Raw genomic sequence first — 25,453 nt, forward strand, 5'->3', positions numbered from 1 at the left:
GGCAATATAACCTATTCGATTTAATCCAACCCAATTTTCTTTTGCTATATTTCTTGAGGATGTGTATGACAATGACCACCGTAACGAGCCGTAAGATTTTACCAACTACTTTGGCTGCTGCGCTTGCAGGGCTGTTGATGGTGTCGGGTTGTACTAAGCAAACTGAAGAAGACACTGCCCCTAATGCAGAGACGCAGACTGAGGTGCAGAATACAGAAGCAGCTGATACGGCAAACATGTCAGCTGCTGATAAAGCTCATACCGATCGGCTGGTGATAAGCTATGCAAACATGGCGCACGCTGCCTATAAAGACTCGTTAGACACTGCTAAAGTGCTACAGACAGCAGTCGAAACGTACGTGGCAACCCCAACTCAAGCAAATCTTAATGCTGCAAAATCTGCCTATAAAGCAGCGCGTCAGCCATACTCACAAACTGAAATTTTCCGTTTTGATGAAGGCTTTGTCACTGCCAACGATAAGCGTGCCATAGCCAGCATAGATAGCTGGGAAGGACAAGTAAATGCTTGGCCACTTGATGAAGCGCTGATTGATTATGTCAGTGATGGCTATGAAGGTGAGTACAACAGTCAAGATAATATTATCAATAGCGATAGCATTACGGTTGGCAGTGTTAAACAAGATACTGGCACGATTACGCCTGAGTTGTTAGCAAAAATGAATGAGATTGGTGGTAGTGAAGCCAATGTGACGACTGGTTATCATGCCATTGAGTTTATGCTATGGGGTCAAGATACCAACGGTGTTGGCGAAGGGGCAGGCAATCGTCCAGTGAGTGATTATGCAACTGAAGCGGGTCAATGCACCAGCGGCGATACAGTCAATGAAGATGCCAGTGTATGTACACGTCGTGGCGATTTCTTAAAAGCAGCCACGCAATTATTAGTGAATGATCTAACGGCGATGGAAGCCGAATGGCAGCCTGAAAGCGAGAATACTCTCCGCAGCGACTTTATAGCGCGAAAATACGATAACGGTCTGCGTCAGATTATGTACCAGATGGGCAGCTTAGCATTGGGTGAGCTTGCTTCTGAGCGTATGCAAGTCGCTTTTGTCACAGGCTCAACCGAAGATGAGCATGAATGCTTTAGCGATCTGACGCATTTGAGCTATGCCAACAATGCTCGCGGTATCCAAAATGTCTTTAATGGTAGCTATAGAACTGTCGATGGCAAAACCGTCGGTGGTTATGGCGTCAAAAACTATCTTGTCGATACGGGCAATCAAGAAGCTGCCGATAAATTGGTGGCTGATTTTGCAAAAGTAGAAGCCACCTTTAACGTGATTGTTGAAAAAGGCGAAAAAGAAAATATCAAAGTTGACCAGATGATCGCTACAGCCGGTCAAGTAAGCGAACAGGGTATTTCAGCTGAAGAACAAAACGTTCGTCGCAGTTGGATTGAAAACAGTATCAACAGTTTACAAGAACTGACTGCTGGTATTGAAAATGCCGCCAAAGCAGTTGGCATTGATAACCTAGACGCTGACGCAGGTTCGCAGTTTTAAGTGAAGATGAATACGCTTAAAATGGTTGGCTATATCTATTTATAATGCTGGATAATTCGTTATAAGCTAATAAGAATTATTTTGATAGAAAAATAATTAGGTATAATACACACGTTGTCGACCGCAGTTGGCAACGTGTTTTTTATACCGTATTAAAATAGCCTGTTAGGTCAGTGTGCCGCTGTAATCTATCGACTAGAAGTGAAGCACCCTATAGCACGCAATTTTGATGGTTCTACGTTAGAACTAAGGTACTCTCTATGAACACCTCGACTGTCTTGAAAGTCAAAAAATCTGTCTCTATTTCCTCTTTTTTGCTCATTAAAACCACCCCATCGAAGCTGACGTTGGGTATTTTATGTGCTTTGTCTCTGAGCGCCTGTCAACCAGCGGACAATGTGGTGGATAATGCTGCTCATACTGAGAAAAATCCAGTTTTAACACCTCAACGTGTCCAAACCATAGAAAAGCTGGCTGGTATACCCATGCGGCAGTTAATAAGTTTTGATCCGCAAGAAATTAAGCAGGGAGGTGATACGGGACTGAGTATTAGCAGTGCTGAGAGCTACTCTAAACCTTCTTCAAACTTACCAGCTTCGCGCAAAGGGAACTTTTTTATTGGCAATGCCTTTTTCAAGCAACCGTGGGTGATCGCTCCTGCTAGCACCGACAGCCGCGATGGTTTAGGCGCACTATTCAATGTCGCTGCTTGTCAGTCTTGTCATGTAAAAGATGGTCGAGGTCATGCACCCCTGAATGCTGAGGACGATGCCGACAGTTTGCTCATTCGCCTTGCTATGCCAGCGACCACCAATGAGCAGCGGCAGCAGTTGCAGAATTCATTTATCGAAAAAGTTGCCCATCCAATGTATGGCGGTCAGTTGCAAGATCGCGGTATTCAAGGTGTGCCTGCCGAAGCGAGAATCGCGGTACAGTGGACGGATAAACCCGTCACGTTTGCTGATGGTCATATTGAGACATTGCGGGCGCCAACCTTTACATTGACCAATTCCGGTTATGGTCCATTTGATGATGAGCTGATGGTATCGCCGCGCGTTGCCTTGCCAATGATTGGGCTTGGGCTGCTAGAGCAGATTCCAGACGATGCCATCAAAAATCAAGCCATCAAAACGAATGGCGACAATGGCGATATCAGTGGTAAATTCAACTGGGTAATGGATCCGCAAACTGGCAAACATGCGCTCGGACGTTTTGGTTGGAAAGCGGGTCAAACCAAGCTCATTACCCAAAACCAAAGCGCCTTTAATGAAGATATGGGATTGACTTCCAATATTCGTCCGCATGAGTCTTGTATGCCAATGCAAACTGCTTGCATGAATGCGCCAACTGGGGCTGATGAGCAAGGCAATGGTAAACCGCCCATTGAGGTGAATGATGAAGTGGCGAAATTCGTGGAGTTTTATACACGCAATTTAGCCGTACCGCATCGCCGCAATGCCGACGACAAACTGGTGCTAGCGGGCAAGAAAAGATTTTATGATATGGGCTGTCAAAGTTGCCATACCCCAAGATATGAGCTGCCGAAAACTGACGATGATCACCTTGAGCAACACGGGCAAGTGATTTACCCTTATACAGATTTGCTGCTGCATGATATGGGTGATGATTTGGCTGACCGTACGATTGCAGGTAAATTGCCACCCAAAAATGTCCAAGTTGAGTTTTTAGCCAACTCCTATGAGTGGCGTACGCCAGCATTGTGGGGCATTGGTCTTGCTCAGACGGTTGATCCCCAAGCGACGTTTTTGCACGATGGCCGCGCTCGCACGCTCATGGAAGCGGTGCTATGGCATGGCGGAGAAGCGCAAAAGCAACAAAAAAGAGTACTTGAGCTAGATAAAAAAGGACGTGCTGAATTAAATGCCTTTTTGAAGTCATTATAAAAATGCATCCCAGCAAAATCCTTTTATACGCCACTCTTTTATTTTAAGCTGACTGTAATAAGATTATTTGCCTTATCAAGTTGTTTATAACATTACTGAGAAATCTATGAAAATAAACCATGCTTTAGCGATGGCGTTATCTGCTTTAAGCGCTGGACTCCTTATCAGCTGTGTAAAACCTGCTGATGAAAATAAAGCCCCAGATGTGGACAGCCAAAAAGTTGCACAAGACAGCACAGCCTCTGCCAGTTCGGTAGAAGGTACTGGTGATAGTGCTGTTCAAATGACGGCCGTAGACATCAGCGCTGATACTGAAAAAGCCTACCTGACCCATGTGGCAAATAATATTGTCATTCCAGCCTATGCTGATGCAGCCAAGCAAAGTGATATATTGTATGATCTAGCACAAAAGCACTGTCAGCAAGCGCCAGTAGATGGCACTGAGTTACAAGCGCTGCGCGACCAATGGCTTGTATTGGCACAAGCGTGGTCGAGTGCTGAGATGATTAATTTTGGTCCTGCAACGGCCAGCATGAGCAATCTGTATATCAATTACTATCCTGACGAGCGCGGACTGGTACACAGCGGTGTCGCTGAGCTTATCGCTGCCAATCCAAATCTAACCCCTGAACAGCTTGCTAACGAAAGCGCTATTGTTCAAGGCGTACCAGGGTTGGAAGAAGTGTTATATGCCAATGATAGTCTGGATGCGGGTCAATGCGCTTACGTGATAAGTGCAAGCAGTGCCTTGAGCACACGTCTAAAAGACATCGAAAAAAACTGGCAGCAAAATGCAACCGAACTATTGGCGATTGATAAAACAGCTGAAAGCGATCAAGGATTGAATCAGTGGTTTAACTCTTTATTGTCCTTAGTTGAGACCATGAAATCGAATGCCATTGAGCAACCTTTGGGTTTAGCGGGCAAGGCCAAAGGTCATGTGCCAGCTGCCACTGCTGGCCAAAGCCGCGCTATTATTAATGCTAAATTGGCCACTTTAAATACAGTGCTGACCGATCCAGTCTTAACCGCTATTTTGAGCAGTAATAACGAAAACAATGTGGCTGATAGTTTATCGACTGCACTTGCCGATACCACGACATTATTGGCGCAGATACCAGAAGACTTAACCACGGCGGATAAAGCCACACAGCAAAAATTGCATGACCATCTTATTACCGTCACGCGTTTGATTAAGCGTCAACTGATCCCGACACTCGGTATCCGTGTGGGCTTTAACAGTACTGATGGCGATTAGAAGATGCAGACTCTAAAAGCTAAGACAGCGACGTCATTGACTGAAAATTCCTGCCAATCGTCTGAATTAAAAGACAGACGATTCAATGGGGCATTAGGTCAGGAGCTGCTGGCGACATCAGCATTGACAGTAATGGGCACGGTAGCTCTGGTCGGTATCCATCACCGCTATCGCAAACAGCGTCAACCTGACGCACGCTTGCAGGATTATGTGACAAGTGCGCGCGCTCAATTGCATTCATTGCCATCAGCTACTAAGCCGCCACTTATGCGCTTGCGCTACGCTTGTCAACAGGGGGCTGCTGCATGGCGACAGGCTTACCATACTTACTCGACAGAAAACAAAGGGTACGACAGTAGTGCTACCGATTTTAGTGCGATACATACCACTACCTTGCTGGCGCGACCTATTTATTGGGTCAGCGGCGTGGCTTCTATGCCAAAAAATATCGTACCAGTAAAAGGTAAAAATGACACCACCAATGCCAGTGATTTTGGCGTGGTTGGTATCGATGCGGATAGACAAATCGTTTGGCAGACGACTATGCCTGAACGTGTCCACGATATCGTCGTTCAACCAGTTGCTGATGCTCAACACGAGCTTAATTACGGTAATAACAATAACAACCAAAGTAATACCCGCCAAAGTCGTGATGTCGTTGTAATGGGCCGTCGTCCTAGTGAAAAATTCTGGGTATTAGATACAGCAACGGGACAAGTAAAGTCTGCTATTCAAGCCTCAGCCAATCGTCATTTTTACGGGCATGCTTGCTATAGTTTGGATGGCACAAAGCTATATGTGACTGAGAATGACACGATAAGCTTAGACGGCAAAATTGGTATCTACGATGCTCACAATCATTATCAAAAAATAGCCGAATTTGATTCACGTGGCATTGGCCCACATGAGCTGATAATGCATCCAGATGGTAACACTTTGGTGATTGCCAATGGGGGTATCAAAACTGAAAGAGCGTCGCGCGAAGAGTTAAATCTAGACACTATGCGCCCCTCGTTGGTTTACCTCAACCGTCATGATGGGTCGTTACTTGAGCAAATCGCTCCAGAGCACAATCAAATGAGCGTGCGTCATTTAGCCATGCACGATGATGGTACGGTGATGATTGGTATTCAGTTTCAAGGCGCAAAGCACATCAATGTGCCATTAGTACTTACCCATAAACGCGGTGAGACTGACTTTAGGCCTCTAACCATGCCCAATAATCAGTGGCAGCGCTTTCATCAGTATATTGCCAGTGTGTCAGTTGATAGTAAGCACAATCTGCTATGTGTGACCACGCCGATTGGTGGCTGTGCAGCCATATTCGATTTAAATACCCGTACCTTGATAGATACAGTCAGTCTGCCGGACTGCGCAGGGGCATCGGTTTTATTAAACAATAGCAGTAGCAAGCCTAAGCAAACTCACGAGCACAGTGAAAAAGCAGGTTTTATTGTTAGTGATGGACAAGGCCAGTTGACCACGTTATCTATAAGCGATGTACCTGCGGCAGATAAAAGTCCGAGTGATGGTGCTGGGCGTGTGATGGCAGAGAGTCAATTACACCTGATGTCTTTTGACAATCACTTGCAAGCGCTTTGAAAATGAGTGTATCCTCAGAATACCATACTCTTTTATTAGAACGTGACATCCAGCGCTTGGCACAAGCTGGTATTGAGCTGCACGTCACCAAAAAGCGCGTCAAAAACATCAATTTTCGTCTAAAGCCTCACACCTTGATGGTATCTGTACCGATATTTATTAGTCCTGACCAAATCAGGCAAGCCGTTGCTAAGCGCGTGCCATGGGCGATTGCAAACCATCCACAAGTATTAGAGCAACATCAGCGCAAACAGTTACCTACATCTCAAACTTCAACGGCAGACAGTTCGCTATTGCTTTGGGGTATTGCACAACCGCTTGTGTTGAATCATGATAAAAAAATCGCGTATTATCGACAAGAACTTTCTGCAGTCACAACGGCGTTATTTGATAAGTGGCAACCCATCGTTGGAGTAACCGCGAATGAGATACGCCTGAAAAAAATGCACACGCGCTGGGGCAGTTGTAACACGCGCGCGCGCCGAATTTGGCTATCCGTTTATCTGCCCGCCTATCCTATAGAGTGTACCGAGTATGTCATTGTCCATGAGCTGTGCCACTTGCATCATGCCAATCACAGCCGCGCGTTTTGGCAAACGGTGGCGACAGCGATGCCAGACTATCAGCGCTGGCACAATATGCTGACAGGTAAAACAGGTAAGTTAGATTAACTATATTACCTCAGCGTTATCAAAAACTTTAGTAAGCCTGATATGATAAGTTATAACGGTAAACACACAAGGATGTCATATGGAAAATGTCAGTCAAGCCGAATTTTGGCAGCAGCGTTATGAGAAAGACAGTATCGGTTGGGATATGGGAGAAGTGTCACCGCCCCTAAAAGCTTACATTGACCAACTACCCGAATCGGCTAAAGATCAAGCCATTTTAGTAGCGGGCGCTGGCAATGCTTATGAGGTTGGCTACTTGCATGAGCGAGGGTTTACCAATGTGACGTTAGTCGATTTTGCGCTGGCGCCGATTAAAGCGTTTGCTGAGCGTTATCCTGACTTTCCAGCGGAGCATTTACTCTGCGCCGACTTCTTTAATTTATCGTTTGAACAACGTCAGTTTGATTGGGTACTTGAGCAGACTTTTTTTTGTGCGATAGACCCGTCGCGCCGTGATGAATATGTCCAGCAGATGGCGGCACTGCTCAAGCCTAATGGTAAACTGGTTGGTTTGCTATTCGACAAAGACTTTGGACGAGATGAACCGCCATTCGGTGGCACGAAAGAAGAATATCAGCAGCGCTTTGAGACCCATTTTGAGATTGAAATCATGGAGCCCAGTCGTAACTCACATCCAGCGCGGCAGGGGAGTGAGTTGTTTATTCAGATGCACGTAAAAACCTAATCTCACGCGCGATATTTTCCCGCGCCTGCATCTCTAAGCGTTCATGATAATATTCAGTGAGATACAGTTGTGGATGCACCAATAATCTCTCTAAAACCGTTATTCGTCCGATGCGGTAATCCATTATTGGAACATGCACGTACTCTTGGCGTATGGCTTGCGCATAGCGTTCATAGTCAGGCCAAGGAACACCCAAAATACTTAAATCCATGTCCAATAGATAAGCCGCATCGCTGCGTTTTTGGTGATCGGCTAACTCATCAAGTTGATGCGTTGCGGTCATTATGATGAGTGCGTAGATATATTGGCATTGATTATCAGTTAGATAGCGCGTCAACGTCTTTACCGCATATGCGGCACTTTTTAGCTCATTGTCTGAACGCGCTGGATCGTATATAACATCATGATAATAGAGCGCTAAGGCAATGATATGTGGTTTACTAAGTTTGTGATTGATTTTGTCAAACTGTGCAAACAACTGCTGAATATGACGCAAAGTATGATAATCGCGCTGGATTTCATTGTAACGAGCTGCGATATCCAGCCAGAGTGTCTTTGCTTGCGCTGACGTGACATCAGTATTAATGGCCAATAAATGCAGAGTAAATCGATTACCCAGCTCAGCATCTATTGGCGAAAACTCGTTCATAATAAACCTGACTTTTTATGTAAGACTAAGGCGTGTCCTCAATTTGAACGAGAATAACTAAATGGCTTAAAAATGGCTAAATATTCGCCAAACTTTGTCAAATAGCTGGTTAATATCCCGATATTATCAGCGCTATTTTCCTTGGTTGGCTTCAATTTATCTCATTTTTATAACTATTTTCAAAATGAGGACACGCCTTATCAGTAAAATGATCGCTATTTTTTATCAGTAGCCTCTTCAAACGCTTGCTTAAATACTTTACCCAGCAAATTGACATCATCGACGCGGGCGTAGTTCAGACGGGTGACAAAGGCGATATGACGATGTGGCCCTTCTTCTGCTAGTGGCACCGCGACCGCATTTTGGTTTTGTAGATGCAGTTGATCGAGCGCCATCTGCGGCACCAATGTCGTACCCATGTTGGCAAGCGCCATCTGAATAAGGGTGTTGAGGCTGGCATCTGAAAAACTGGATTTCATTTGCGTGCGGTCAAAATGACAAACAGACAGCGTTTGGTCAGTCAAACAATGGCCTTCACCCAATAACATGAGATTGGCAGTGGTCAGCTCATCGGCATTGATGGTTTCAAGCGTGGCATGCACGTCATTTTTTGGAAATACCGCAAAAAAATCTTCGCTCCAAAACTCAAAACTGTGCAACCCATCTACGGCATAAGGCAGGGCGATGATAGCCGTATCAATATGACCGTAACGCACTTGTTCGAGTAGGCGCTCCGTTTGTTGTTCAACGATACTCATCCGAAACTCTGGATAGTGCTTTCGCAGCGCAGGCAATACTTTGGGGAGTAGATAGGGAGCAATGGTCGGAATAATGCCAACCGTCATCGGGTAGGCCAGCGGAGATTGATGGCTATGCGCTCGTGTGGTCAGATCATGCACTTCAGAAAAGACCCGCTGCGCTCGAGTCAGAATGTCTTCACCGATAGGCGTGATTAAGACTTGTTTATTATTACGTTCAAAAATCTGGGTATCCAGTTGTTTTTCTAATTCTGCGATACCCAAGCTAAGCGCAGATTGTGAGATATTACAGTCTTCTGCCGCACGCTTAAAATGACGATGTTTGGCCACGGCTAAGGCAAACTCAAGCTGACGTAAAGTAATCATAAAACCTCTCTATTAATGGGCTTTTAGCGCAATTTATGATGCTGGCTCATCTGACATACTCAGTCGATGTAATGTATTATTGAAGTTCTTAATAAAATAGTCACTTACGTATAGTACACTGATGATGAAAAGCAGAGATAATAGTTTAACAAGTTTAATAAAACAAAACATCACATTAAAAACTTTTAACTGGATTAACGATAGAATTCGCGTATAGTTTGTCAGGTAGCCCAGATAGCATATAGGGTTAGTTCAGTTAATTGTATAAATAAATCTCAATCAACCTAACTATAAAGGAGCCAATCATGGCGTCTATTATTAATCAAGAAATCCCAGAATTTTCAGCAGATGCATATGTAAATGGTGAATTCAAAACCATCACTTCAGAAGACGTAAAAGGCAGCTGGGCAATTTTCTTATTCTATCCAGCTGATTTTACTTTCGTTTGCCCAACTGAACTTGAAGACATGGCAAACCATTACGACGAGCTAAAAGGCTTGGGCGTAGAAGTATACTCAGTATCAACCGATACGCATTTCACGCACAAAGCATGGCATGACTCTTCAGACGCAATCGGTAAAGTAAACTACCCAATGATCGGCGATCCTACTGGTAAAATCACTCGTGGCTTCAATGTCATGATTGAAGAAGCAGGTTTGGCTGAGCGCGGTACGTTCTTAGTGGATCCTGATGGCTTGATTCAAGTAGCTGAAATCCATGCTGGTGGTATCGGCCGTAGCGCAAAAGACATGCTACGCAAAGTAAAAGCCGCACAATATGTTCGTGAAAACGATGGCGAAGTTTGCCCAGCAGCTTGGGAACAAGGCGGCGATACACTAAAGCCAAGTCTTGATTTGGTTGGTAAAATCTAAGCAGTGATTTAAAAATTCGTAGTATTGGATATTACAGTTGTATTCTACATAAATACTATATGGATACTATGAATAAAAACCCCATCAACCTCAGTTGGTGGGGTTTTTTTAATGTTGCGTCTGTGGTTTGTTTTTCTCAATCACTCTATAAATCTCATCTTTAAGATGAAGCTTCCGTCGCTTCATTTGCTCTATTTCTTCTTCACGACTGGCGTGTTGTATCACATCTTTTTCAAGATGATTGATCTGCTGGTCGAGCTGAGTATGCTCATCAAATATACTCGCAAAATGGCTATCTTTTTGTTTAAGCTCAGCGATAATCTCTTTGTTATCCTGAAACGTTTCGGTTTTTCTCATCTGCTCATCCTTGTTATGAGGCGCAAGCTTGCGATAAGCAATCGCGCATTGTTATTAAGACTTTTTGTGATAGTAATACCTAAGTATTTTGAATACAAATCGTTATCGATCTCATTTGATTGTAGCGAAAAAAGAATATCGGTGCTATAGCAATAATCCTTCTATGTATTTAAATTTAATTGAATACTATGATTTATGATTTGTTTTATAAAACACAAGGTTTGAGTTTCTCAGCTTGTCTAAAGGCTTGTAACCAATGATAATAGGGACATCAAAAGGCATAAGCCTGTAAATTTTTAGACAAATTATGAGTATTAAATAATCCATATTTCAACGCGTGATATGACAGTTACCGTTACATATTCAGTAATAATGAGGAACAAACATGATAGATCAGAATTTATTAGACGCGGTAGAAACCTATAGCGAAAACATGACCCGTCCTATTAGCTTTGTATTGGGTGGTGGTGAACATAGTAAACGTGCCGAGTTGATCGACTTTTTGACTAAAATCGCGGGTACGACTGACAAAATCAATTTTGACAGCACAGCGACCGATGATAGCTTACCAAGTCCGATCAGCTTTGCGGTTCGTAGTCATATCGATGGCGCTTTGAACGACACGGGTATCGTATTTAGTGGTATTCCAGGCGGTCACGAATTTACTTCGTTGATTTTGGCAATTTTGCAAGCGGGTGGTCATACTCTAAAGCTAGATGAAGGCGTACAAAAGCTCGTCAAACGCTTTAATAAGCCGTTACAGTTCCAAACGTATGTGTCGCTATCTTGCCATAGCTGTCCTGATGTGGTGCAAGCGCTCAATCAATTTGCGCTACTCAATGATGATATCAGCAACGAGATGATCGATGGTGCATTGTTCCAAGAGCAAGTCGATGCCAACAATATCCAAGGTGTACCAGCGGTATTTTTAAACGGCAAGCCTTTTGCTAATGGTAAAATTGACACGGCTAAGTTGATCGAAAAACTACAAGAGCAATATCCTGACTTGTTGAACGAGGCCAGTGATGACGATGCTGAGCAACTAGAGCAGCAAGACGTGACTATCATTGGTGCAGGTCCTGCTGGGGTTGCTGCCGCTATTTATACGGCTCGTAAAGGGCTAAAAGTGACCATGGTGGCTGACCGTATCGGCGGCCAAGTCAAAGACACCCAAGATATCGAAAACTTAATTTCTGTGCCGCTCACCAATGGTACAGACCTATCGACCAACTTTGTCAAACATTTGGGCGAATACAACATCACGCTCAAAGAGCATGTCAGTGTCAAAGAGATTGGTGAAACCAAAGACGAAAACTATAGCATCCATCTCAATACAGGTGAGATATTTAACACTCGCAGTATCATTCTAGCGACGGGTGCCCAATGGCGTAAACTTGGCGTACCAGGTGAAGACGAAAATGTCGGTAAAGGCGTGGCGTACTGTGCGCACTGTGATGGTCCGTTCTTCAAAGGCAAAGAAGTGGCTGTCGTTGGTGGCGGTAATTCAGGTATTGAAGCAGCGCTAGACCTTGCTGGTATCGTAAAACATATCACGGTGCTTGAGTTTGCTGATGGTTTAAAAGCCGATCAGGTATTGATTAACAAAGCTAAAGAAAAGGCCAATATCAATATCGTCACCAGTGCCGCAACCAAAGAAATTAAAGCAACCGATGGTAAAGTCAGTTCAATTGTCTATGAAGACCGTAACACGAGCGAGACCAAAGAGATTGAGTTAGCAGGGGTGTTCGTACAAATCGGTCTGGTGCCCAATACTGGGTTTATCAAAGGGTTTGTTGATTTAAACCGCTTTGGTGAGATTGAGATTGATGAGCGTTGCCGTACGGATCGTAGAGGAATCTTTGCTTGTGGTGATGTGACGACGGTTCCATTCAAGCAGATTAACATTGCGATGGGTGAAGGTTCAAAAGCGGCATTATCAGCGTTTGAATACTTGGTTATGCAGTAAGTTATTTAGCTTTAGTTTAGATGAAAAAACCACCTCGCTTGAGGTGGTTTTTTTGTGTTTATATAGCAATTTTTCTATAGAATGGTGCCTAAAGCTGAGAAACCAGTCATTTGGATGAGTGAACAAAGCAATTTCTCTCAAAAAATGTCATCATTTACGTTACAAATGCGCCATTTGCGTTACAAATATGGGTCTTAGATGCGATAATAAGCCTAACAAAGCCTATCATAGCGTCATGAACTATAAGGAAAATAGGTATGGAATATATTGAAGCTTTTTTTGCCATAGTCGGCGATCTAACGTGGGGCTGGGCACTCGTGCCTATGTTGGTTATTTTCGGTTTATTATTTACCATTGTGGGCAGGTTCGCCCAGTTTAGATATTTTAAACGCATGTTCCGTGTGTTTAGGACGGATGAAGTCGGCGACGACGGTATTTCTGCCCGTCAGGCGTTGCTCGTTTCTATTGGTGGACGTGTTGGCGGTGGTAACATTGCTGGTGTTGCCGTTGCAATCTCTTTGGGTGGTCCTGGTGCAGTTTTTTGGATGTGGGTTGTGGCCCTCATCGGCATGATGACCAGTATCGTTGAGTGTAGCTTGGCTCAGCTTTACAAGCGCAGAGACGATGATGGTAATTTTCGCGGCGGCCCTGCAACCTATATATTACATGGTTTAGGTAAAGATTATCGCTGGCTGGCTGTCATTTATGCTATATCGTTACTCCTGTCGTTCTCAATTGGTTTTGTGGCGTTCCAAGGCAATACGGTAGCAGGTTCTGCCCTTGAAAGTTTCGGCATTGATCGCTGGATATCAGGTGCGGTGCTAGTTGTTGCAGGTGGATTCATTGTCTTTGGCGGTATCCAGCGTATTGCAAAAGTAGCCGACGTTGTCATTCCTGTGATGGCATTGATCTATATTGGTATGGCGCTGATTATTATCGTACTCAACTTCACAGAACTGCCAGCATTGATGGTGATGATTGTCAAAAATGCGTTTGGCATTGAATCTGTCGTTGGCGGTGGTATTGGTGTGGCGATTGAGCAAGGCATGAAGCGCGGCCTGTTCTCTAATGAGGCTGGTTTGGGTTCGGCGCCGAATATTGCCGCCACCGCTTATGCCACGCATCCTGTCAGTCAAGGTATCTCGCAGTCATTATCAGTGTTTATTGATACGATCGTCGTGTGTAGTGCTACGGCATTTATGATTTTGCTGAGTGGTGTTTATCAGCCAGGTACTGAAGTCGATGGTATTGTACTGGCACAGCAAGCGCTCACGGCTCAGCTGGGCAACTGGTCACAATATGTTCTGACCATCTCGCTATTGTTATTTGCATTGAGTTCTATCATGTATAACTACTACATGGGTGAAAATGCGATTAACTTCTTGGTCAAAAAGAACATCAAAATGGCGACCTTGGTGTTACGAGTTGTCGTGATTGCGATATTGTTCTTGGGCGCAGTAGCACCTACAGCAACCGCCGTGTTCTTCTTCGCTGACCCGCTAATGGGTGTGCTAGCGTTAGCCAACTTGTTGGCCTTGATCATGCTCTTCCCGCGTGCCAAGCGTCTACTTGACGACTTTGCAAGTCAATTAAGATCAGGAGTTAAAGAACCATTATTCGATGCACAAGAGTATGAAAAATTGGATCTTGATTTGAGTGCATGGGGTAAAAAGGCAGTAAAAGAAGCGTTAGATCAAAAACAGTAATACGCATACGCTTTATATTTTATGAAAAAATGAACCACTTTAACTAACGTTAGAGTGGTTTTTTCGTTTAATTGGCTAGTACGCCCACAAGTGACAAAATCTCACCCGCTTCATCTTCTTCAATAATACGCGTCTCTTGTAACGCTGATTTTTGCCATGCTTGTATATGCGGATGATTGACTAAGGTCTGACAATACTGCTTGGTTAATGGCTGTAAAGTAATATTGGACGCATCGGCGTAAGTCTGTAATCGCAGCACCACTGGGGCGAAAAAGACATCAGCAGCCGTGAAAGCGCCAAATAAGAAACTGTCTTCTGGTCGATCCTTTAAGCACTCAGCAAAGATGGTTTCAATGCGAGCAATATCTGCTAAGCAAGCCGTACTCGGTTGTATTTTAGCAGTCGCTCTGATGTTCATTGGCATCTCATTACGAATACTCATGAATCCTGAGTGCATTTCGGCAATGATACTTTGGCAATAGGCGCTGTTGATTCTATCTTGATTGTCAGTTTGAGCGTTAGTGTCAGACTTGCTGATGCCTGTCCAAAGATTGATATCCGTTAAATACTCATTAATATGCATCGCAATGGCCAGCGTATCCCAAACGGTGACTTTTTCATCGCCTTCACCATAGACCAAAACCGGTACTTTACCTGTTGGCGCATGTTCATTGAGAATAGGTGTTGCGGATGGATGAAACAGCTCAATCGGCTGCTCATCAAAGTCAACATTGAAAGCTTTTAAGAGTAACCACGCCCGTAGCGACCAAGAGGAGTAGTTTTTATTACCGATGATAAGGAGAGGTTTTTGCATGATAACGACCTATTTAGACTGATGGGTAGAGTTTCAGTATGTCGTTAACGTTAGCGACTTACCAGTGCAAAATTCTGATAACACCTATAAGAGATTCAAGGATTTAATTTTATTTTACAAAGCAAACACTGTGCTAATCTTAGTAAGCACACAAGCTCTTAATAGAGGGTATCAAGTGGATATAGAAGCATTACGCTGTTTTATCGCAGTGGTCGAGACAGGTAGCTACACACAGGCAGCCGAGCAAATGCACCGCAGTCAAAGTGCGGTTAGTCAAAAAATGTACAAGCTCACTGAGCAGACTGACAAAACGCTATTTGTAAAATCAGGACGGCTGCTTGAGCTGACAGAAGATGGTAAGTTGTTACTTGGATACGCGCGGCATATTATTAGTTTACACGATGATGCTTTGCGGCAAATGCGTGATAGCAAACAGATTATCAGGCCTTTACAATTGGGTTGCCCTGATGATTACGCCCACGTTATTTTGCCTAAAATCATTACAAACATACGCGAGTGCGTACCGAATTTGCCAATTCACATCCATTGCCACAACTCAATAAAGCTGCGCGACATGCTAAGCGCTGGCATGTTAGACACGGCTATCGTGTCGCGGTCATCGGCTAAGGAAGCAGGGCGATTCTTACAAAAGGATCAAGGAGTGTGGGCGTTTGACGGTAATACTGAAAGCTTGAAGCAAAGCTATCTGAGTAAAGCCAGTGTGCCTTTGATACTCTTTGATGAAAGTTGTCATTTTCATCATGCTGCCATTCAAGGCTTGAGCCAAATAAACATAGCTAGTCAAGTGGTGTGTAGTGCCAATAGTGTGGGAGCAATCGCAAGTTTGGTGCTGTCAGGGCAGGGCGTTACTGTCGTAGCACAGAGCAGTATGGGGCAGATGACTCCCTTGACGGATGATAATAATCCATTGCCATTTAGGCTACCGCAGCTACCAGAAGTCATTATTGAGATGGTGATAGCAGCAAACGCCCATCCAAATTTTGGACGGGCGCAATTGGCAAATGTGTGTGAGATCTATCTTATGTCATAGACAGGCGTATCAGTCGTCCAACAAATCCATGCGCTTTGCCGCTTCATAGATACCCGTTGAGCGATTGCCAGTACGGCAAAAAATCAACATTGGCTGCTCGGCTTGATTAAAGAAATCAGCAAATTCTTCGACATGGTTTTGATTCAGCTCGCTACCCGCAAATGACACTTCTTTATAAGCAAGTCCTGCTTTCTTGGCAGCGGCTTCAATCTCAGCACTGGTCGGCTGATTCGGTTCTTCGCCATCTGGACGGTTATTGATGATGGTTTTAAAACCATTTTCGGCAATCATTGGTACTTGGTCAGGAGTGATTTGTCCGGTAATACTTATTTGATGGCTCATAAGAGCTCCTTTTTATTTTGTCTATGAAAGAATGACAGATTTGATTTAGAAACACAGCGTTTAAGCGTAAGCTGAACGAGTGGTTTTCTAAAGGGGCGATATGTAAGCGTCATAATATTGCTTATAATTACTCTTTATATAGTCAATTCTAAATAAAATAAAGACATTATATTTTAATGCTAAGTATTGCAACACTGAACTGGTGTAAATTTTTCTGGCTTGCTGTGCCTTCGCAGACAGAGGCTGGCGAAAATTTATACCAGTCCCGCTGAATCGTTTTTATACTGAACTCACTATAGTAACCCTTGCATCAACGCACTTTGATACAGCAGCTTGGCTCGTGCTCCTGTCCCGCAAAACATCAGTATAGGCTTTGGCATTGCACGATAGAAGGTCGCAAACTGTTCGACAGTAGCCATACTCAATCGCTCATCATCGAAGGGCAGATGATGATAGGTCAAATTGGCTTTCGCCGTTGCACTGGCCAAGTCACAGCTATTGGGCTGGGTCTCTGTTTCAGCGTCGGGACGAATATTGAGCACGGAACGATAACCAAGCTCAGCAATTTTTACGCATTGGCTCGGGTAAATTTGCTTATAGATAGTTACATTATCGGTCATAAGTAGATTCGGTCACATATATTAAAAGGCGATAGGGTATAAAGTGTTATAGCTAAGCGTTATTTCTTTATGCTAATTTAGCATAACACAGCTTTTATCATACTTGTATTTTGTCACAGACAATAACAATAGTGGATTTGACAACATTTAAATTATGGGGCTATATGTATCCTTTAGGGCATCTACTGCATCCATGGTGCTAAGATAAACGTGGCCTGACAATTCGGTGATAATCTGTGTATGTTCAATGATATCCATTACAGGCCCTTTGATAAAGCTAAAGTTCAGATGCTTGTTTTGAACTAAAAGCTCCTGATTGAGACTAATAAGCATCTCTTGCCCCGTCAAATCAATGTGATTGACCGCTGACATTATGAGGATAATCTCATGAGCTTTTGGATATTGCTGGGTGGCTTGTACGACACGGCGATGGACAGATTCGCTATTACCAAAAAATATGCTCTCATCAATACGCAGCATGAGTAAATTGCTAAAAGTCACTACGTTATGACGATTGATGTTGCGAAAGTGTCCCGTACCTGCCAGTTGACCCACAATCGCGACGTGCGGTTTGCTTGATTGCCAAATCAAGCTAGCAAACGACACCATCAGACCAATGACCAGACCAGTATTTAATCCAAATATCAGTACACCCATGAATGCTGCCATAAAGCTGGCAGCATCCAAGCGGTCACGTTGCCATGCTGATTTAAAGGTCGTCATATCAACGAGACCGATGATGGATGCCATGATGGTTGCGCCTAATAAGGCATAAGGCAGCGGTGCTAAAGCATTACCAAAAGCGATTAAAGCGGCAATCATCACCACCACGGTCATTAGACTGGCGACAGGCGTTTTGGCACCTGAGTCGGCATTGATAGCTGTTCGCGAAAATCCGCCAGCAACCGTAAAGCTTTGAAAAAATCCGCCAGCCATATTGGCAAGCCCTAATCCAGTCAGCTCACGATTGGCATCAAATGACTCGCTGCGCAGGCGAGCATAATTGTTAGCGACTGAGCTGCTGGAAACAAAAATAATCAGCGCCATTAGCCCTGCGCTAGGTAATAAGTTGAGCGCTTCACCAAAGTTTGGCACATAGGGAAGGGTAAAGGTCGGCAGCCCTTGCGGGATACTGCCAATCGTTGCCACGCCATTCGTCGTCCAGTGCAGGCTGATGCTCAATAGTATGGCAACACCCAACAAAATAAGCGGAAATAGACGTTCGGCCCATTTGGCATAAGATGAGGATAGCCAAGATTGCCACACCCATTTACTACCGTAGCGATTGGCAACCAAAAGCGCAAAGGCTGTCATGCCAATAATAAAAGTTGGTGGATGTAGCTGCTGCGCATACATCTGCATACTCGATAAATAACCAATTAAACCGTTCCCTGCGATAGGAATAGCTGTCAGATACTTAAGCTGACTGACAAAAATCAGCACCGCGGCACCACTGATAAAGCCAGCCGAAACGCCGCGACTGATAAACTGCATAATCCAGCCAAGCTTGAGCTGACCTGCCAACCATAACAGCACACCAACCGTCAATGACAGCAAGCTTGCCATGAGTACGTACTGCTGAGCGCCTTCTGCTGCATAAGGATGCAGGCTGCTGGCAGTCATGATTGCAGTGATAGCGACAGGCCCCACTGCTTGAATATTACTAGAGCCTATCCATGCATAAACAATGACAGGGACAATCGCCGCATATAATCCATAGACGGGTGGTAATCCTGCCAGTACTGCGTAACCCAAGCTTTGTGGAATGACCAGCACACCGACGACCAATCCAGCGATGACATCAGTTGGCAAAGCGGACAATTGGTATTGACGCAACCAAATGGGAATCAGACGAGCGGCGATAGAAGGCATAGCAATAGTCATCACAATAAAAGTTAATCAAAGCCAAGCATTGGCCGTAAGCTAGCCGTCGTTTTTGGCGCAGAAACGTTGATAAAGCAGCTCGAGCACCGCTAAAGCATCGTCACTTGCGATGCTATAGTAAATTTGCTTGCCTTCACGGCGTGTTGAGACCAGCGCATCCTTGCGTAGGATACCCAGTTGCTGTGATAAGCTTGGTTGACCAACACCGACTAAGCTCTCAAGCTCACTCACGCAGTATTCTCCTTGCGTCAGCTGACATAAGAGCAATAAGCGATCAGGGTGTGATAACGACTTCAATAGTTGGCTGGCTTGCATGGATGCTTGTTGCATTTGCTCAGCTAAGTCGTTGGGTGCACAATCTTTAGGTGCAGAGTCTTTGGGCGCGAAGTCTGTTACGCTGGGAGAAATATCACTACTCGCGCCAGTAGTAGATGTGCTCAATGCTGAAGTGGACGTAGTCAGAGCGAGCTCCTTATATGAGGCATAGGTAAAAAGGGTATAGTTTATAGATAGTGAATTATCAATGATATTACAAGGTATAGCAAGTTATCATTATTTACATTATATAAATTGATAAATTGTTTTATGGTTGCTATATTGGTATTCATCATCACTGAGTATATGCATGCCAATATGATAAACAAGCACAGTATACTTAAGAATTCATTGGAAAATAAAACATTCCTATATAAAGCAAAGAGGTAGCCATGCAAGTTCATTCATTCTTACACAGCGACACAGAAACTTATACCCACGTGCTTGCGGATGTACAGCAGCAAGTGTGTGCCATCATTGATCCAGTACTAGACTTCGATTCAAAGTCAGGTCGTACGGGAACTAATAGTGTTGATGAAGTCATTGCGTTTGTAAATGAGCATGGTTGGGAGCTGCTCTATATTATCGAGACCCATGCGCATGCAGACCATTTGTCCGCTGCTATCCATGTAAAAGAAAAGCTGGGCGGAAAATTGGTCATAGGCCAACATATCACCGAAGTACAAAAAATATTTAAACAAATTTTTAATTTTGATACCAGCTTTCGTACTGATGCCAGTCAGTTTGATATTTTGACAGATGATGGAGAGACACTAGCACTAGGCGACATCACCATTACCGCCATGTACGTACCCGGCCATACACGTGCTGATATGGCTTATATGGCCGTTGATAAAGAAAAAACCGTGGTCTTCGTTGGCGATACGTTGTTTGCTCCCGACGTGGGTACGGCTCGCTGCGACTTCCCAGGAGGAGATGCCACAACCCTGTATCATTCGATCAAAAAGCTGTTGGCGCTTCCAGAGGACACGATCATGTATCTGTGTCATGACTATCCGAGTCAAGGTCGCAAACATTGTCCAACGACTACGGTTGCTGCACAAAAACTGGGCAACATTCATGTGAAAAATGGGATTAATGAAGCTGAGTTTGTGCAGATGCGTGAGCGCCGCGATGCAACTTTGGAGATGCCGCGCCTTATTATTCCATCAGTACAAGTCAACATTGATGCAGGCCACTTTCCAAAGCCAGAAGACAATGGTACGCGTTATTTAAAAATACCGATTAATGTCCTTGGACAATAAAACAAGTGAGATGACACATCAAAGCTGTTATCGTAAGTAATACTAGGTCACAGTACTAAGCCATCGTGTAAGCCATAGTGCCGATATATTGTGGATGAGTATCCATACGATTTATATAGGAGTCTTATAATGAGTGAGCAAAGCCCTCATTTAGTCTGTTCGCATTGCCAAGCGACCAATCGTGTACCCGCGGAAAAGCTAACTGCCGCACCGAATTGCGGTAAATGTAGCCAACCGTTATTGACAGGTTGCCCTCACGAGCTGAGCGCACAAACGGTTCATAAAGTCATTCAAAAGAATGAGGTATTGACCATCGTTGATTTTTGGGCGAGCTGGTGTCAACCATGTCTAATGATGGCACCAGAGTTCAAAGCGGCGGCCGGTCAGTTACCGCAAGTGGTCTTTGCCAAGATACAAACCGATAAATACGAGCAAGCCGCAGCACCTTATAACATCCGTAGTTTGCCCACTATGGTGGCTTTCAAAAATGGCAAAGAAATCGCGCGGCAGTCAGGCGCATTACCGAGTGACCAAATTGTCCAATGGGTGCGGAGCTTGCGAGCTTCATAACGTCCAAGATTTCTTGCTTGAGTTTTGTCCATTACCTCTGCTTTGTCCATTACATTTAGAGCGATAGATATGCAAAAAGCCAATACATCGCTAATGTGTTGGCTTTTTTCGTTTTATTAAATTTAGTCAGAACTAAAATTCATTCTCTGGGATAGCGTAAGTTTCCATATTTCCATCGGAAACTTTATATAAAGTCATAGTTATTTCACTAAACCTTACGCTATCGTAATCTTCATATTCTTCAATGAGAACAGGTTCGGATTTAGATATATGCCCATTTTCAAGGTCTTTGTACCTAACATCATAGTATCCAGGACTAATATTGCGAATATTAAACCCACCACCGCCTTGAATATAAAAGTGACGTACTGCTAGATCTTCTGTCTCATCTAAATAATATAACTTACCAAAAATAGCCTCGGTATTTTGACTGTTATCAATAGTAAGTATAGAAGCTCCATTATCATTAAGTTGTGGGTAGCCAGCTACATAGTTTGCCGAGGAAGGAAAAATCTCACCATTTGGCGCATGAGTTTTATAATTCGTGCTCAGTACTTGTTGTAGTTCACTATCATCAACAAAAGTGTTTTCTGAGGTATCAAGTATATCTTCTGGTATATCGGGTACATAAGAATAATCTTCATAGTCATCTAACTCTGGTACAGCTTCATCTAGTTCTCTTGCAGCATCTTGTACTTCTCTTTGTGCATCATATAAATCATTTGTTGCGTCGTTTGAATTGGAATCGCCAATGTATGTGACAAATACGTTTATTAAAGTTATTAAGATGACTATATAAAATATGACTTTGAGAGTTTTTAGAAGTAAAGGTTTCGCTTTAGATAAAAAATTATTTACATGATGCTTTGCATTACTAAACGATATTGAATCTGGAATATTGATTATGACGACGTTGTTTTTTCGCTTTGAAGTATTGGAAGACTCTTCATTTGAGAAGTGCCTATAATTCTTTTGTTGAGAGGCCTGATTAGCATTTTCTTCATAATCTAACAGTTGTTTATCATATTTATTACGTTCAACAGGATTTGATAAAATGCTATAGGCTTCATTGAACTGCTGCATGATCCGATCAGCATCTGCATGATTATTTTTGTCCGGATGATATTTTTGACACAACGATTTGAAAGCAGCTCTTATAACTTCTGGAGAAGCACTTCTCGACACCATTAAAGTGTCATAGTGGGTATGAAGGGTGTTCATATTTAAATGATCTTGTTAAGTGAATACTGCTTAAGTAAACATTAATCGTTACTCGCCATAAATCTTGACGCCGTTGGCAAAGCTACAACGTTGAATACGAGCCGTTTGTACAATGGCATCACGTTCGCCGTATAGCCGCGATAATTTTGCATCGCGCGCTTTGGTATCGTTGCTTTTGCCAACGCCAAAACTGATGTTGGGTGAGATCCCCCAGCGTCCTGCAGAAACCCCAACGCCGACACCTGAGGTGGATAAGGTTGATTGCTCGTTACGCGCCGCGTCTACATAGCGATTGACACGGACATACTCTTGGTTGAGCGCTTGGCAGTCATAGTTTTGATAAGTGCTTGGCGGTACATATTGCGGTGTTATATTACTCGTAGTGGCACAGCCTGAGAGACCGAAAACGCCAGCTGCCGCCAGTAATGTCGCTGTAGTAAAGGTTTTCATAGCTGCTCCATCAAGCCGAATTATGGTATTTGTGTTTATTTAAGATAGCAAAATTAACCGGATTAAGATATTGACTATTTAATATTTGTTAACCCTATTTGTGAATGCTCAACACGCTCGAATATGACAATTTGTGCGACGCTCAGCGCTACTTTCGAACACTTATCAAAATAAGTTTTCAGGCTTGCTAAAGGCAAGTATGACGATACCAATATAAGCCACAGCGGCAATGAGAATGCCGGTCTTTCTTTGCGTTGGCGTCGCATGAGTATTAAACGCCTTTATACTAGAACTAATGGCTGCAACCAGTAAGATGATTTTGGCAAATACCCATTGTACGGGTGCGTTGGCACTCATTAGCTGCATTAACATGACAGCGCCTGACACAATCACGAGGGCATAGACAATATGATTGGCTATTTTGACCGCACGAGGTGCTTGTCTATTGGCGCTTAATACTAAGTAGCTCTGATATAAAAACAACACAACAACCAGTACGGCCATCAGCATATGTAAATGTTTCATTGGATATCGTTTCCTCTAAAATGGCAGTTTTTCAGCGTATTTATACTTAGATACCGTTTGCTATTTGTTCTGTCCAGCGCACAACGGGCTATCAGGGCTTTGACCTTGCCATTCTGTTGGCGTGTAAGCGTGAATGGCCAGAGCGTGTACTTGGCCACCTTGAGAGGTCAATAACGAGGTAACTTGTCCATATATTAATTGATGACGAGCGACCAATCTTTTGCCATCAAAGGCATCACTGACGATAGTCAGTTTAAAATGACTTTCTTTACCTTCAAAATAACCCGCATGATCCATCGACTCATTTATCAGCTCTAAATATTGCGGTTGTAATGCTTGTAGTTCAGCTTCCAGCGCATTAGCGGTAGGGGTGGCACTCATAACAATCCTTTAATGTATTGTATAGTCGATACACGATATGATGACGCGAGACTGGCACAATTTTTTCTTGCTGGCTGTGCCGTTGCTGCCAGAGGCTACAAAAAATGTATCCCAGTCTTGCTGACGCTTTTTTATATCGACCTGACTATATTTAATGGTATTTAGCCGCGTAAAAATGGCGTGTCGTGTCCATTATAGCAGAGGCGATTGGCTGTATGGCAGGCTATTGCGTAGCGCCTGTTTCTAAAGCGTATTCTCATTTTTTACATAAAAAAGCAGAGCACAATTTATCGTTTGTACTCTGCTCTTATGCTCTAACAGTTCCTATTAAAACAGTGCTCACTCAAAGCAGCATGCTTAAAATCAACTAACGACGCGCCTTTTGATACAGTGGCATGACTTTAGGCATCAATGATTGTAGTTCAGCAATGCGGTTGCTACTTGATGGGTGAGTACTCAAGAACTGTGGTGGCTCGCCTTGGCTGGCGCGCTGCATTTTTTGCCACAGAGTAATCGCCGCTTGTGGATTGTAACCTGCGCGTGCCATCAGCTCTAGACCAATCTGGTCGGCTTCGGCTTCTTGGGTGCGACTATGGGGACGACTCAAACCCAAATCACCTGCGACGTTTGCTAGCTCTGCCTGACCTTGTGATAAGCCAAAAATGCTAGCAGCAACGCCGATACCGGTTTGTGTAGCGTATTGGCGTGATAGGCGTTCACGTGAATGCTCGCGTAGTGCATGCGATATCTCGTGACCCATAATCGCGGCAATTTCATCATCTGTTAAATTCAAACGATCAATGATACCTGAGTAAAACATAATTTTACCGCCTGGCATGACAAAGGCGTTTAGCTGATCTGACTTAATGGTATGCACTTCCCATTGCCATTTCGCTGCATCTGGGCGATAGACACCAACTTGACCGATCAAACGGTTAGAGATGTTTTTTAGGCGATTGAGTTGTGCCTTGTTGGTATCTAGCAAACCGCGTGCTCGGGCTTCCTGTAGAGTCTTAGCATAACTTTGTGCTGATAACTGCAACACTTGCTCGCTAGAGACTAAGAGCAACTGCTGACGGTCAACGCCAACCGCGCCAGTATTGGTCGTACTTGTACAACCTGTCAGACTTAATGCTGACAATGACGCCGCCATCACCGTAGTGGTTAATAATTTCTTCATAATAAATATCCTCGCTATAAATGGTAAAAAGTAAAATTGCACAAACCAGATACTGAAAAAAATAGGTAAAAAGCAGCCTTTTATTAATATTCTACGAGCGCTTGCCCATCTACCGAAACAGTAAAATTTTACCTGAACTGTCATTAGCCATAAGTATAATAATGTTAACAAGACAAAACCAAGGCAGAAATAGTAACAACACAACGTATGATTGTAAGCGCCCAAGAGACGAGAAAGAAAAAACAATTTTATTTCATAGCAGTAGTTGATATGAAATCAATTACTTACGTGAATTTTTGTCTTAGGATAGACACTTAAAACGAAAATATTAGCAATAAAGTTTAAAAAATATATTGACACATGCAGAATATTTGCTAGAATAGCCAGCCTATCAAGACGTAGTCTTTAACGACATTACGATTTGATATTTAGCGGGAATAGCTCAGTGGTAGAGCATAACCTTGCCAAGGTTGGGGTCGAGAGTTCGAATCTCTTTTCCCGCTCCAAATATGGCT

The 25,453-nt window shown here is 43.6% G+C and carries 25 protein-coding genes and 1 tRNA gene; 13 read left to right on the forward strand and 13 right to left on the reverse strand.

Going from position 1 to position 25,453, the window contains the following annotated elements; all coding sequences use genetic code 11:
* The first annotated feature begins 65 nt into the window (after nt 1–65).
* The 6 genes from M917_RS05225 to M917_RS05250 all read left to right on the forward strand — a co-directional run bounded on the left by M917_RS05225 (nt 66) and on the right by M917_RS05250 (nt 7,646).
* The gene (locus M917_RS05225; RefSeq protein ID WP_021813737.1) at nt 66–1,526 is read left to right on the forward strand and encodes an imelysin family protein; all 1,461 of its coding nucleotides are present in this window, start codon (nt 66–68) and stop codon (nt 1,524–1,526) included.
* Nucleotides 1,527–1,786: 260 nt separating this feature from the next.
* Entirely contained in the window at nt 1,787–3,430 is a 1,644-nt protein-coding gene (locus tag M917_RS05230) for a di-heme oxidoreductase family protein (protein WP_021813738.1), read from the forward strand.
* 106 nt (nt 3,431–3,536) lie between these two features.
* A complete protein-coding gene (locus M917_RS05235; protein WP_040642031.1) occupies nt 3,537–4,688 on the forward strand; it encodes an imelysin family protein in 1,152 nt (383 codons plus the stop codon).
* A gap of 3 nt (nt 4,689–4,691) precedes the next feature.
* Nucleotides 4,692–6,290: a DUF1513 domain-containing protein gene (locus M917_RS05240; RefSeq protein ID WP_021813740.1), complete on the forward strand. Its 1,599-nt coding sequence runs from the start codon at nt 4,692–4,694 to the stop codon at nt 6,288–6,290.
* Between the two features lie 2 nt (nt 6,291–6,292).
* Nucleotides 6,293–6,961, forward strand: a complete 669-nt coding sequence (locus M917_RS05245; RefSeq protein WP_021813741.1) for a M48 family metallopeptidase — start codon at nt 6,293–6,295, stop codon at nt 6,959–6,961.
* A 79-nt stretch (nt 6,962–7,040) separates the two neighbouring features.
* On the forward strand, nt 7,041–7,646 hold the full coding sequence (locus M917_RS05250; protein WP_021813742.1) for a methyltransferase domain-containing protein: 606 nt from the start codon (nt 7,041–7,043) through the stop codon (nt 7,644–7,646).
* Here M917_RS05250 and M917_RS05255 read toward each other — a convergent pair.
* Both M917_RS05255 and M917_RS05260 read right to left on the reverse strand, forming a co-directional pair.
* On the reverse strand, nt 7,621–8,295 hold the full coding sequence (locus M917_RS05255) for an HD domain-containing protein (protein WP_021813743.1): 675 nt from the start codon (nt 8,293–8,295) through the stop codon (nt 7,621–7,623). The genes M917_RS05250 and M917_RS05255 overlap by 26 nt on opposite strands.
* Before the next feature lie 215 nt (nt 8,296–8,510).
* Nucleotides 8,511–9,419 carry a hydrogen peroxide-inducible genes activator gene (locus M917_RS05260; protein WP_021813745.1) on the reverse strand — a complete coding sequence of 303 codons (909 nt, stop codon included), beginning with the start codon at nt 9,417–9,419 and terminating at the stop codon, nt 8,511–8,513.
* Between the two features lie 305 nt (nt 9,420–9,724).
* On the opposite strand from M917_RS05260, the gene ahpC reads away from it, so the two are divergent.
* On the forward strand, nt 9,725–10,291 hold the full coding sequence (ahpC, locus tag M917_RS05265; protein WP_021813746.1) for an alkyl hydroperoxide reductase subunit C: 567 nt from the start codon (nt 9,725–9,727) through the stop codon (nt 10,289–10,291).
* A gap of 108 nt (nt 10,292–10,399) precedes the next feature.
* Here ahpC and M917_RS05270 read toward each other — a convergent pair whose 3' ends face one another.
* Nucleotides 10,400–10,648 (reverse strand): YdcH family protein, encoded by a 249-nt coding sequence (locus tag M917_RS05270; protein WP_021813747.1) that lies wholly within the window; start codon nt 10,646–10,648, stop codon nt 10,400–10,402.
* Between the two features lie 385 nt (nt 10,649–11,033).
* Here M917_RS05270 and ahpF point away from each other — a divergent pair, with 385 nt between their 5' ends.
* Both ahpF and M917_RS05280 read left to right on the forward strand, forming a co-directional pair.
* Nucleotides 11,034–12,614, forward strand: coding sequence for an alkyl hydroperoxide reductase subunit F (gene ahpF, locus M917_RS05275; RefSeq protein ID WP_021813748.1), 1,581 nt, complete (start codon nt 11,034–11,036; stop codon nt 12,612–12,614).
* A gap of 257 nt (nt 12,615–12,871) precedes the next feature.
* The gene (locus M917_RS05280; RefSeq protein WP_021813750.1) at nt 12,872–14,320 is read left to right on the forward strand and encodes an alanine/glycine:cation symporter family protein; all 1,449 of its coding nucleotides are present in this window, start codon (nt 12,872–12,874) and stop codon (nt 14,318–14,320) included.
* Nucleotides 14,321–14,387: 67 nt separating this feature from the next.
* Here M917_RS05280 and M917_RS05285 read toward each other — a convergent pair whose 3' ends face one another.
* Nucleotides 14,388–15,134, reverse strand: a complete 747-nt coding sequence (locus M917_RS05285; protein WP_021813751.1) for a glutathione S-transferase family protein — start codon at nt 15,132–15,134, stop codon at nt 14,388–14,390.
* A gap of 130 nt (nt 15,135–15,264) precedes the next feature.
* Here M917_RS05285 and M917_RS05290 point away from each other — a divergent pair, with 130 nt between their 5' ends.
* A complete protein-coding gene (locus M917_RS05290; protein WP_161626692.1) occupies nt 15,265–16,185 on the forward strand; it encodes a LysR family transcriptional regulator in 921 nt (306 codons plus the stop codon).
* Between the two features lie 9 nt (nt 16,186–16,194).
* Here M917_RS05290 and M917_RS05295 read toward each other — a convergent pair whose 3' ends face one another.
* From M917_RS05295 to M917_RS05310, 4 genes are all read right to left on the reverse strand, one after another.
* Entirely contained in the window at nt 16,195–16,527 is a 333-nt protein-coding gene (locus tag M917_RS05295) for a TIGR01244 family sulfur transferase (protein ID WP_021813753.1), read from the reverse strand.
* Nucleotides 16,528–16,820: 293 nt separating this feature from the next.
* Nucleotides 16,821–17,147, reverse strand: a complete 327-nt coding sequence (locus M917_RS05300) for a beta-lactamase hydrolase domain-containing protein (RefSeq protein WP_021813754.1) — start codon at nt 17,145–17,147, stop codon at nt 16,821–16,823.
* Nucleotides 17,148–17,294: 147 nt separating this feature from the next.
* On the reverse strand, nt 17,295–19,019 hold the full coding sequence (locus M917_RS05305) for a SulP family inorganic anion transporter (protein WP_021813755.1): 1,725 nt from the start codon (nt 19,017–19,019) through the stop codon (nt 17,295–17,297).
* 51 nt (nt 19,020–19,070) lie between these two features.
* Nucleotides 19,071–19,472, reverse strand: a complete 402-nt coding sequence (locus M917_RS05310) for an ArsR/SmtB family transcription factor (RefSeq protein ID WP_264629452.1) — start codon at nt 19,470–19,472, stop codon at nt 19,071–19,073.
* A gap of 266 nt (nt 19,473–19,738) precedes the next feature.
* On the opposite strand from M917_RS05310, the gene M917_RS05315 reads away from it, so the two are divergent.
* Both M917_RS05315 and trxC read left to right on the forward strand, forming a co-directional pair.
* Nucleotides 19,739–20,611 (forward strand): MBL fold metallo-hydrolase, encoded by an 873-nt coding sequence (locus tag M917_RS05315; protein WP_021813757.1) that lies wholly within the window; start codon nt 19,739–19,741, stop codon nt 20,609–20,611.
* A 129-nt stretch (nt 20,612–20,740) separates the two neighbouring features.
* On the forward strand, nt 20,741–21,181 hold the full coding sequence (gene trxC, locus M917_RS05320) for a thioredoxin TrxC (protein ID WP_021813758.1): 441 nt from the start codon (nt 20,741–20,743) through the stop codon (nt 21,179–21,181).
* A 132-nt stretch (nt 21,182–21,313) separates the two neighbouring features.
* Here the strand turns inward: trxC and M917_RS13700 are convergent, their stop codons facing one another.
* The 5 genes from M917_RS13700 to M917_RS05345 form a co-directional block, all read right to left on the reverse strand.
* Nucleotides 21,314–22,402, reverse strand: a complete 1,089-nt coding sequence (locus M917_RS13700) for a J domain-containing protein (RefSeq protein ID WP_021813759.1) — start codon at nt 22,400–22,402, stop codon at nt 21,314–21,316.
* Between the two features lie 48 nt (nt 22,403–22,450).
* Complete coding sequence (locus tag M917_RS05330) at nt 22,451–22,852, reverse strand: hypothetical protein (RefSeq protein ID WP_021813760.1); 402 nt, start codon at nt 22,850–22,852, stop codon at nt 22,451–22,453.
* A 165-nt stretch (nt 22,853–23,017) separates the two neighbouring features.
* Complete coding sequence (locus tag M917_RS05335; RefSeq protein WP_021813761.1) at nt 23,018–23,377, reverse strand: SirB2 family protein; 360 nt, start codon at nt 23,375–23,377, stop codon at nt 23,018–23,020.
* Nucleotides 23,378–23,437: 60 nt separating this feature from the next.
* Nucleotides 23,438–23,758 carry a BolA family protein gene (locus M917_RS05340; protein ID WP_021813762.1) on the reverse strand — a complete coding sequence of 107 codons (321 nt, stop codon included), beginning with the start codon at nt 23,756–23,758 and terminating at the stop codon, nt 23,438–23,440.
* Between the two features lie 367 nt (nt 23,759–24,125).
* A complete protein-coding gene (locus M917_RS05345; RefSeq protein WP_021813764.1) occupies nt 24,126–24,938 on the reverse strand; it encodes a M48 family metallopeptidase in 813 nt (270 codons plus the stop codon).
* Nucleotides 24,939–25,369: 431 nt separating this feature from the next.
* Between M917_RS05345 and M917_RS05350 the strand changes: the two genes are divergently transcribed.
* A tRNA-Gly gene (locus M917_RS05350) sits at nt 25,370–25,444 on the forward strand.
* Nucleotides 25,445–25,453: the final 9 nt, after the last annotated feature.

The sequence above is a fragment of the Psychrobacter aquaticus CMS 56 genome, assembly GCF_000471625.1.
GTDB lineage: Bacteria > Pseudomonadota > Gammaproteobacteria > Pseudomonadales > Moraxellaceae > Psychrobacter > Psychrobacter aquaticus.

Excerpts from the sequence above, each read along its gene's own strand:
- M917_RS05280 (WP_021813750.1), top strand. The coding sequence starts at position 12,872 with ATGGAATATATTGAAGCTTTTTTTGCCATAGTCGGCGATCTAACGTGG.
- M917_RS05330 (WP_021813760.1), bottom strand. The coding sequence starts at position 22,852 with ATGAAAACCTTTACTACAGCGACATTACTGGCGGCAGCTGGCGTTTTC.
- M917_RS05345 (WP_021813764.1), bottom strand. The coding sequence starts at position 24,938 with ATGAAGAAATTATTAACCACTACGGTGATGGCGGCGTCATTGTCAGCA.
- M917_RS05295 (WP_021813753.1), bottom strand. The coding sequence starts at position 16,527 with ATGAGCCATCAAATAAGTATTACCGGACAAATCACTCCTGACCAAGTA.
- M917_RS05235 (WP_040642031.1), top strand. The coding sequence starts at position 3,537 with ATGAAAATAAACCATGCTTTAGCGATGGCGTTATCTGCTTTAAGCGCT.
- M917_RS05240 (WP_021813740.1), top strand. The coding sequence starts at position 4,692 with ATGCAGACTCTAAAAGCTAAGACAGCGACGTCATTGACTGAAAATTCC.
- ahpC (WP_021813746.1), top strand. The coding sequence starts at position 9,725 with ATGGCGTCTATTATTAATCAAGAAATCCCAGAATTTTCAGCAGATGCA.
- M917_RS05250 (WP_021813742.1), top strand. The coding sequence starts at position 7,041 with ATGGAAAATGTCAGTCAAGCCGAATTTTGGCAGCAGCGTTATGAGAAA.
- M917_RS05315 (WP_021813757.1), top strand. The coding sequence starts at position 19,739 with ATGCAAGTTCATTCATTCTTACACAGCGACACAGAAACTTATACCCAC.
- M917_RS05255 (WP_021813743.1), bottom strand. The coding sequence starts at position 8,295 with ATGAACGAGTTTTCGCCAATAGATGCTGAGCTGGGTAATCGATTTACT.
- M917_RS05230 (WP_021813738.1), top strand. The coding sequence starts at position 1,787 with ATGAACACCTCGACTGTCTTGAAAGTCAAAAAATCTGTCTCTATTTCC.
- M917_RS05245 (WP_021813741.1), top strand. The coding sequence starts at position 6,293 with ATGAGTGTATCCTCAGAATACCATACTCTTTTATTAGAACGTGACATC.
- M917_RS05300 (WP_021813754.1), bottom strand. The coding sequence starts at position 17,147 with ATGACCGATAATGTAACTATCTATAAGCAAATTTACCCGAGCCAATGC.
- M917_RS05335 (WP_021813761.1), bottom strand. The coding sequence starts at position 23,377 with ATGAAACATTTACATATGCTGATGGCCGTACTGGTTGTTGTGTTGTTT.
- ahpF (WP_021813748.1), top strand. The coding sequence starts at position 11,034 with ATGATAGATCAGAATTTATTAGACGCGGTAGAAACCTATAGCGAAAAC.
- M917_RS05260 (WP_021813745.1), bottom strand. The coding sequence starts at position 9,419 with ATGATTACTTTACGTCAGCTTGAGTTTGCCTTAGCCGTGGCCAAACAT.
- M917_RS05340 (WP_021813762.1), bottom strand. The coding sequence starts at position 23,758 with ATGAGTGCCACCCCTACCGCTAATGCGCTGGAAGCTGAACTACAAGCA.
- M917_RS05305 (WP_021813755.1), bottom strand. The coding sequence starts at position 19,019 with ATGCCTTCTATCGCCGCTCGTCTGATTCCCATTTGGTTGCGTCAATAC.
- M917_RS05225 (WP_021813737.1), top strand. The coding sequence starts at position 66 with ATGACAATGACCACCGTAACGAGCCGTAAGATTTTACCAACTACTTTG.
- M917_RS13700 (WP_021813759.1), bottom strand. The coding sequence starts at position 22,402 with ATGAACACCCTTCATACCCACTATGACACTTTAATGGTGTCGAGAAGT.
- M917_RS05270 (WP_021813747.1), bottom strand. The coding sequence starts at position 10,648 with ATGAGAAAAACCGAAACGTTTCAGGATAACAAAGAGATTATCGCTGAG.
- trxC (WP_021813758.1), top strand. The coding sequence starts at position 20,741 with ATGAGTGAGCAAAGCCCTCATTTAGTCTGTTCGCATTGCCAAGCGACC.
- M917_RS05285 (WP_021813751.1), bottom strand. The coding sequence starts at position 15,134 with ATGCAAAAACCTCTCCTTATCATCGGTAATAAAAACTACTCCTCTTGG.